Raw genomic sequence first — 7,639 nt, forward strand, 5'->3', positions numbered from 1 at the left:
GGGCGGTGACGCCGATCATTCCGCTGGAATGACCGAGCCCTCGTACTTCTGCGCGATGAAGTCCTTGACCCGCTGGTCCCGCAGGAGCTTGCCGAGCGTGACGATGTTCGCGTCCTTCTCGTGGCCGGCCTGCACGACCAGGCCGTTGACGTACGGATTGGCCGCGGTCTTCTCCAGCACCAGCGCCTGCGACGCGGGCTTGAGCCCGGCCTCGATGGCGTAGTTGCCGTTGATCACAGCGGCGTCGACGTCCTCGAGCGAGCGCGGGAGCTGGGCCGCCTCAAGCGGCTTGAACCGCAGGTTCTTCGGGTTCTCCGCCACGTCGTGCTCGGTGGCGGCGACGCCGGCGCCGTCCTTGAGCTCGACGACGCCGTTGTCGGCGAGCAGCTTGAGCGCGCGGCCCAGGTTCGTGGCGTCGTTCGGGACCGCCACGGTGGCGCCGGTGGCGAGCGCGGACACGTCAGTGATCTTCGTGGAGTACAGGCCGAGCGGCTCCAGGTGCACCGGGGTGACGAAGCTCAGCTCGGTGCCCTTGGAGGCGTTGAAGTCGTCGAGGTACGGCTTGTGCTGGAAGAAGTTCGCGGTGAGCCGGCCCTCGTCGAGCTGCACGTTCGGCTGGACGTAGTCGGTGAACTCCACGACCTCCAGCTTCAGCCCGGCGGCAGGGGCGAGGTTGTCCTTGACGAAGTCGAGTATCTCCGCGTGCGGCACGGGGGTGGCGCCGATCTTGAGCACGGTGTCCGCCGACTCGGCCGCCGGGCTGGTGGTCGCGGACTGCGACGCACCGCACGCGGCGAGCGACAGAGCCAGGCCGACAGCACCTACTATGATACGAAATTTCATGATTTTCCTTTATTTATGCGGCTCTATTTATGCGACAGGCGCCGAGCGACCCGGTCGCCCAGGCTCTGCAGAACTTGCACGATCACGATGAGGACCACGACGGTCACGATCATCAGCAGCGTCTCGAACCGCTGGTAGCCGTACCTGACGGCCAGGTCGCCCAGCCCGCCCCCGCCGAGCGTGCCGGCCATCGCGGAGTAGCCGATGAGCGCGACGACGGTCACGGTGAGCCCCGCGACCAGCCCGGGCAGCGCCTCGGGCAGCAGGACCTTGCGCACGATGGTGGTCCGGCTCGCGCCCATGGCCTGGGCCGCCTGCACCACGTCGGCGCCGACCTCTCTGAGCGCGGTCTCGACGAGCCGCGCGAAGAACGGCACCGCCCCGACGGTGAGCGGCACCACGAACGCGGCCGTCCCGATGGTGGTCCCGACGACGAGCCTGGTGAACGGGATGATCGCGATCATCAGCACGATGAACGGCAGCGACCGCCCGATGTTGACCACGAACCCGAGCACCGACTTGACCGCAGGCGCCGGCCGCAGCCCGCCCCGGTCGAACACCACGAGCGCCACGCCGAGCGGCAGCCCGAGCAGCACCGTGAACAACGTGGACCAGCCGACCATCTGCGCCGTCTCCAACGTCGCAGGCCAGAGCAGCGGCAGCATCTCTTCCCAGGTCACGCGGCCTCCTCCGGCACTTCGACGATCAGACCGGACTCACGCAGGTACGCCAGCGCCGCGCCGGCGTCGGCGCCGTCGAGCACGACGCGCAGCCGGCCGACGGAGCCGCCCGCGAGGTCCTCGATGGAGCCGCCCAGGATGCTCAGGTCCACGTCGAACTTCCGCACCACCTCGGACACGACCGGCTCACGCGGGTCGCCGGTGAAGGTGAGTGTCGCCGAGCCGGCCGGGGCGGGCTCGGGCAACGGGAAGATCTCCCTCGTCAGGCGGGATCCCGGCGTCCTGATGAGGTCGGCGATGGCGCCCGACTCCTCGATGCGGCCCTGAGACATGATGGCGACGGAGTCACAGACGCTCTTGACGACGTTCATCTCGTGGGTGATGAGCAGGATCGTCAAGCCGAGCTCGGTGTTGAGCCGTTTGAGCAGCGCCAGGATCGACTGAGTGGTGGCGGGGTCGAGCGCGGACGTGGCCTCGTCGGACAGCAGTACGGCCGGATTCCCGGCCAGCGCCCGCGCGATGCCGACGCGCTGCTTCTGGCCGCCGGAGAGCTGGTGCGGGCGGTCCTCGCCGCGCCCGTCGAGGCCCACGAGCTCCAGCAGCTCGCCGACGCGGCGCTCCCGCTCGGCCCTGGGCACGCCCATGACCTCCAGGGGGAAGGCGACGTTCCCCGCGACCGTGCGCGAGGAGAGCAGGGCGAAGTGCTGGTGGATCATGCCGATGCGCTGCCTGGCGCGGTTGAGCTCGCCGCTGCGCAACGCGGTCAGGTCCTGGCCGGCCACGGTGACGGTGCCGGCCGTGGGGCGTTCGAGCAGGTTGACGCAGCGCAGGAGTGTGCTCTTGCCGGCGCCGCTCTGGCCGAGCACGCCGTAGATCTCGCCTTCGCGCACGTGCAGGTCGACGCCGTCGAGCGCGACGGTGTCGCCGTACTGCTTGCGCAGGCCGGAAGCCTGGATCACGGATCATCCCCACGACTGAGAAGCGGCCGAGGCCGCGGAAACGTACAAGAAAGGGAAGGCTGAGGTGTCAGCGGGTGCCCGGAGGGAACGGCAGGTGGCTCAGCCTGCGCAGCACGAAGCCGGGTGGGATCATGACGACCTTCGAGGAGAACGGGCGGACGGGGTGCTCTAACGGGCCGGCATCCGCCCCATACGCATGCGGCGACAGCCGGCGCCCCAATGGGCGCCCGGGTCGTTCGCGTATGTCTCGTTCACGCCGGTGCTAACGACGCCGTGAGATCCCCATATTCCTGATCTGTTTCGTGATCTGTGTCACGGCCGGGTCGGAAAACGGCGACCGCCCCGCCGTACCCCAGGAGGCCGGGCGCGGCGGGGCGGTGCCAGGGGGCCGTCAGGCCGCCACGGAGGAGGCGACCTGGGCCGGGGCGAGCGCGATGTCCAGGACCTCGCGCACGTCGCTCACCGTGTGGATGGTCAGCTCACCGCGGACCTCCTCGGGCACGTCGTCCAGGTCCGGCTCGTTGCGGGCCGGGATCAGGACGGTGCCGATGCCCGCCCGGTGCGCGGCCAGCAGCTTCTGCTTGACGCCGCCGATCGGCAGGACCCGCCCGGTCAGCGAGATCTCACCGGTCATGGCCACGTCGGAGCGGACCAGCCGGCCGGACAGCAGCGAGGCCAGCGCGGTCGTCAACGTCACACCGGCGGAGGGGCCGTCCTTGGGCACCGCGCCCGCCGGGAAGTGGACGTGGACCGAGCGGTCCTTCAGCGCGGTGACCGGCAGCTCCAGCTCCGCTCCGTGCGAGCGCAGGTAGGACAGCGCGATCCTGGCCGACTCCTTCATCACGTCTCCGAGCTGGCCGGTCAGCGTGAGACCCGTCTCGCCGGTCTCCGGGTCGGCCAGCGACGCCTCCACGTAGAGCACATCGCCGCCGGCACCGGTGACCGCCAGACCGGTGGCCACGCCCGGGACCGAGGTGCGCTGGGTGGCCTCGGGCAGCGAGGACTCCGGCACGAACCTCGGCCGGCCGAGGTAGCCGGTCAGGTCGTCCGCGCCGACCGTGACGGGCAGCTCGCCGCCCGCCGCCACCTTGCGCAGGATCCTCGCGACCGACCGCTCCAGCGAGCGGACGCCGGCCTCACGGGTGTACTCGCCGGCCAGCTTGCGCAGCGCGTCGTCCTCGACGGTCACCTCGGCGGCGGTCAGCCCGGCCAGCTCCAGCTGCCTGGGCAGCAGGTGGTCGCGGGCGATGGCGACCTTCTCGTCCTCGGTGTAGCCGTCGAGCGTGACGACCTCCATGCGGTCGAGCAGCGGCCCTGGAATGGCCTCCAGGACGTTGGCCGTGGCCAGGAACAGCACGTCGGACAGGTCCAGCTCGACCTCGAGGTAGTGGTCCCGGAACGTGTGGTTCTGTGCCGGGTCGAGCACCTCGAGCAGGGCGGCCGTCGGGTCGCCGCGGTAGTCGGCGCCGACCTTGTCGACCTCGTCGAGCAGGACGACCGGGTTCATCGAGCCGGCCTCACGGATCGCGCGGACGACGCGGCCCGGCAGCGCGCCGACGTAGGTGCGCCGGTGGCCGCGGATCTCCGCCTCGTCGCGTACGCCGCCGAGCGCCACGCGGACGAACTTCCTGCCCATCGCGCGCGCGACGGACTCACCCAGCGAGGTCTTGCCCACTCCGGGAGGACCCGCCAGGGCGAGCACGGCGCCGCTGCGGCGGCCGCCGACCACACCGAGGCCCTTGTCCTGGCGGCGCTTGCGCACGGCCAGGTGCTCGATGATGCGGTCCTTCACGTCCGCCAGCCCCGTGTGGTCGGCGTCCAGCACGGCCCGCGCGCCGATGATGTCGTAGTTGTCCTCGGTACGGGTGTTCCACGGGATGTCGAGCAACGTGTCCAGCCACGTGCGGATCCAGCCGGTCTCGGGAGACTGGTCGGGCGTCCGCTCCAGTTTGTCGACCTCCTTGAGCGCGGCCTCGCGCACCTTCTCCGGCAGGTCGGCGGCCTCGACGCGGGCCCGGTAGTCCTCTTCCTCGGTCCCGGTGGAGTCGCCGTTGAGCTCCTTGAGCTCCTTGCGCACGGCGGCGAGCTGCTGGCGCAGCAGGAACTCGCGCTGCTGCTTGTCCATGCCCTCCTGGACGTCCTTGCGGATCGTCTCGGCGACGTCGAGCTCGGCGAGGTGCTCACGGGACCACTCGACCAGCCTGGCCAGCCGGTCGGCCGGGTCGGCGGCTTCGAGCAGCTCGACCTTCTGCGCCGTGGTCAGCCAAGGGGTGTAGCCGGAGCTGTCGGCCAGCACGGAGGGGTCGTCGATCTGGTTGACCTGGTCGACGACCTGCCAGGCGCCGCGCTTCTGCAGGATGGTCGTGGCCAGCACCTTGTATTCCTTGGCCAGCTCCTGGGCGCGTTCGCCGGCCGCGACGGTGTCGATCGTGTCGGCCTCGACCCACAGCGCTGCGCCTGGGCCGGTCGTGCCGGTGCCCACGCGCACCCGGCTGACACCGCGCACCACGGCGGCGGGCTCACCGCCCGGCAGCCTCCCGACCTGCTCGATCACGGCCTGCACGCCGATCGCGCCGTAGCGGCCGTCGATCCTGGGAACGAGGAGGACCTGCGGCTTGTTGCGACCAGATGCACGGGCCGCGTCGATGGCGGCGCGCACCTCGGAGTCGGACAGGTCCACCGGAACCACCATGCCCGGCAGGACGACCTCGTCGTCGAGCGGCAGAACCGGGAGGATCAAGCTCTCACTCATACGAACTCCAAAGGGTTGAGTTATACCGACTCAATTCATCGGAGCCGCGTATTGTTCCCTTCCTTTGTTGATGTTCGCTCACGGCGATCGTAATCGTGTAAGCAATACCTGCGGGTGACGTGCGGATCAAACCCTGGTGTGACGCGTTCCCGGCGGCGTGACCGTAGCCTTGACCAGGTGATCTCCGTCCGCCGCGCCCGCCGGCTCACCAGCCGCCTGCTCCCCGGCCGGCCGGACCCGGACCGGCCGGACCCGGACCGATCGGGCTCGGGCCACCTGAGGTCGGGCAGGGCTTGGCAGGTTGTGCGGGCCGCCGTGGAGCCGTTCCGGCTCGCATTGTTCCGGGGCGACGCCGATCCGCCGCCGCGGTCGCGGTGGCTGACCGTCGAAGTGCCGCGCCGGCTCCAGGCGTTCGTGCCACTCGCGACGGTCAGCCTCGTCCAGGTGGCCGAACTGGTCCTCGCCCTGATCCTGTACAGGACGACCCAGGCCATGGTGACCGGCTGGAATCTGGATGCCGGCGGACGCCCGGGCGGACCCGCACCGATCCCAGAGTTCTTCGCCTATCTCACCGGCCTGGCGGTGGGATTGCCCATAACGCTGCGCGACCGGTGGCCGCTGGCCGCCTGGCGGGTCGCGGCCGTGCTGCTGCCCGTCCCCATCTGGGTGACGATCACGCTGGTCGCGAGCGACGCGCCGTACATGTTCCCGGCCGCGGTGTCGTACCTGCTGGTCCTCTATTCCGTCGCCGTCCGCTGCGGCAGGCGGATCACCCTGGCGATCTGGATCATCACCGTCCTGGCCGCGTGGATCGTCCATCCCAACTCGATGCCGCTGATCACGGTCGTCGTGTCGGTGGCGGTGCTGTTCGGTTACAACGTGCGCGTCCGTCGCGCCGCCACGACCAGGCTGCTCCAGGAGGAGCGGCGCACCCAGGCGGCCAGGAGCGCCCAGGCGGTGCTGGCGGAGCGTGCCCGCATCGCGCGCGAGCTGCACGACGTGGTGGCGCACCACATGTCGGTGATCGCGATCCAGGCGGAGGCGGTGCCGCTCAGGGCGGTGGGTGATCCGGCCCGGCTGGAGGCGGGCCTGGCGGAGATCCGCGGGTTGTCGCTGGAGGCCATCGCGGACCTGCGGCAGGTCCTCGGCGTGCTGCGCGACCAGGACGGCCGCACCGACACCGCGCCCCAGCCGGATCTCGACCGGGTGGAGGAGCTGGTCGCCAACGCCCGCGCCGCCGGGCTGGCCGTGCGGGTCACCCGCTCGGGCCCGCTCGACGGGCTGCCGCCCGCCGTGGGGCTGTCGGCGTACCGGATCGTGCAGGAGTCGCTGAGCAACGCGATGCGTCACGCGCCTGGCTCGGCCGTGGCGGTGAATCTCGCCTGTGACGGGGACCTCTTACGCCTGCGCGTGACCAACGGACCGGGCGCCGCACCCGGACCGGCGCCCGGAGCGGGTCAGGGGCTGGTGGGCATGCGCGAACGTGCCGCGCTCCTCGGCGGCGCCCTCGACGCGGGCCCCACCCCGGACGAGGGCTTCGAGGTCAGCGCGACGCTGCCCGTGGCGGTCATGGAGACTGATCGACCAGGCGGGCACACCGCCGATCGTCAGGCATGGGGAGGATGAGCGGTTGATCCGGGTTCTGATCGCCGATGACCAGGGGATGGTGCGGACGGGGTTCACCACGTTCCTGAGCGCACAGCCGGACATCGAGGTCGTGGGCGAGGCGGGTGACGGGCGGGAGGCCGTGGAGCGGGCGGCGGTGCTGCGTCCCGACGTGGTGCTCATGGACGTGCGCATGCCGGTCATGAACGGATTGGAGGCGACCAAGGAGCTCCTGTCGCGTGAGGCGTCGCCCAAGGTGCTCATCCTGACGACGTTCGACCTCGACGACTACGTCTACGCGGCGTTGCGGGCCGGGGCCAGCGGGTTCCTCCTCAAGGACGCCTCGGCCGCCCAGCTCGCCGAGGCGGTGCGGGTGGTCGCGGCCGGGGAGGCGCTCATCTCCCCGGCGATCATCAAGCGCCTGATCCACGAGTTCGCCCGGCTCGGCGAGGCCCGGCCGCCGTCCGGGCGGCGGCCGGAGGAACTGGCCGGGCTGACCGAACGCGAGACGGAGGTGCTCACGCTGGTCGCCCAGGCCCTGTCCAACCAGGAGATCGCGCGCAAGCTCTACGTCGCGGAGCAGACGGTCAAGACGCACGTGGGTCGGGTGCTGACGAAACTCGGCCTGCGCGACCGCGCACAGGCGATCGTCTTCGCCTACGAAACCGGCCTCGTCCGCCCAGGCAACTGACCTCCCAACCAAAGGGACAGCCGGACCTCCCGGACGGACGCGGCCTTTCCGAACGTCCCGGGCGAAGGGCAGTCAGACATCCCGGGCGGGGGGAGGGCGTGACCTGCGC

General features: G+C 70.8%; 6 protein-coding genes. 2 read left to right on the forward strand and 4 right to left on the reverse strand.

Translation table 11 applies throughout. The features are described from left to right. Positions 1 to 15: 15 nt before the first annotated feature. From ITP53_RS33625 to lon, 4 genes are all read right to left on the reverse strand, one after another. Entirely contained in the window at positions 16 to 843 is an 828-nt protein-coding gene (locus ITP53_RS33625; protein WP_195899487.1) for a MetQ/NlpA family ABC transporter substrate-binding protein, read from the reverse strand. Positions 844 to 866: 23 nt separating this feature from the next. Beyond that, a complete protein-coding gene (locus ITP53_RS33630) occupies positions 867 to 1,523 on the reverse strand; it encodes a methionine ABC transporter permease (RefSeq protein WP_195899488.1) in 657 nt (218 codons plus the stop codon). Continuing rightward, positions 1,520 to 2,482: a methionine ABC transporter ATP-binding protein gene (locus ITP53_RS33635; RefSeq protein WP_195899489.1), complete on the reverse strand. Its 963-nt coding sequence runs from the start codon at positions 2,480 to 2,482 to the stop codon at positions 1,520 to 1,522. The genes ITP53_RS33630 and ITP53_RS33635 overlap by 4 nt, the downstream gene beginning before the upstream one ends. Positions 2,483 to 2,873: 391 nt before the next feature. After that, positions 2,874 to 5,234, reverse strand: coding sequence for an endopeptidase La (gene lon / locus ITP53_RS33640; protein WP_195899490.1), 2,361 nt, complete (start codon positions 5,232 to 5,234; stop codon positions 2,874 to 2,876). Between the two features lie 177 nt (positions 5,235 to 5,411). Here lon and ITP53_RS60535 point away from each other — a divergent pair, with 177 nt between their 5' ends. Together ITP53_RS60535 and ITP53_RS33650 are read left to right on the forward strand one after the other, a co-directional pair. Continuing rightward, positions 5,412 to 6,860: a sensor histidine kinase gene (locus tag ITP53_RS60535; protein WP_195899491.1), complete on the forward strand. Its 1,449-nt coding sequence runs from the start codon at positions 5,412 to 5,414 to the stop codon at positions 6,858 to 6,860. Positions 6,861 to 6,864: 4 nt separating this feature from the next. Next, entirely contained in the window at positions 6,865 to 7,530 is a 666-nt protein-coding gene (locus ITP53_RS33650) for a response regulator (protein ID WP_195899492.1), read from the forward strand. Positions 7,531 to 7,639: the final 109 nt, after the last annotated feature.

Source organism: Nonomuraea cypriaca (assembly GCF_015645445.1).
Lineage (GTDB): Bacteria > Actinomycetota > Actinomycetes > Streptosporangiales > Streptosporangiaceae > Nonomuraea > Nonomuraea cypriaca.